A 282-nucleotide genomic window follows, 5' to 3' on the forward strand; every position below is an offset into this window, starting at 1 on the left:
GGCCGGGGACCTTGGCACCGGGGCGAGACCCCGCTGGCCGCTCGATGAAGCGGCGGCGCAATCAGCGCCCGTCTATGGCACGGGCCGCCGGGGCGCCAAGGCCTGATCAGGCCGCATTCTAAACCGCGAATTCAGCAAGCGAATAGGTCGCCGCAAGGATGGCGATGGCCATAGGAAGCGCCGCAAGCAAGGCGGCCAGGGACTGGCGAGCTTCGGTCTTGGACAATGTCATTGATTTGGTCTTTCAGCATTTACCGACAGCGACCATCGCTGCCGTTGACT

Origin of the sequence: Hyphomonas sp. UBA3601 (assembly GCF_002375605.1) — a bacterium.
In the GTDB taxonomy this organism is placed as follows: domain Bacteria; phylum Pseudomonadota; class Alphaproteobacteria; order Caulobacterales; family Hyphomonadaceae; genus Hyphomonas.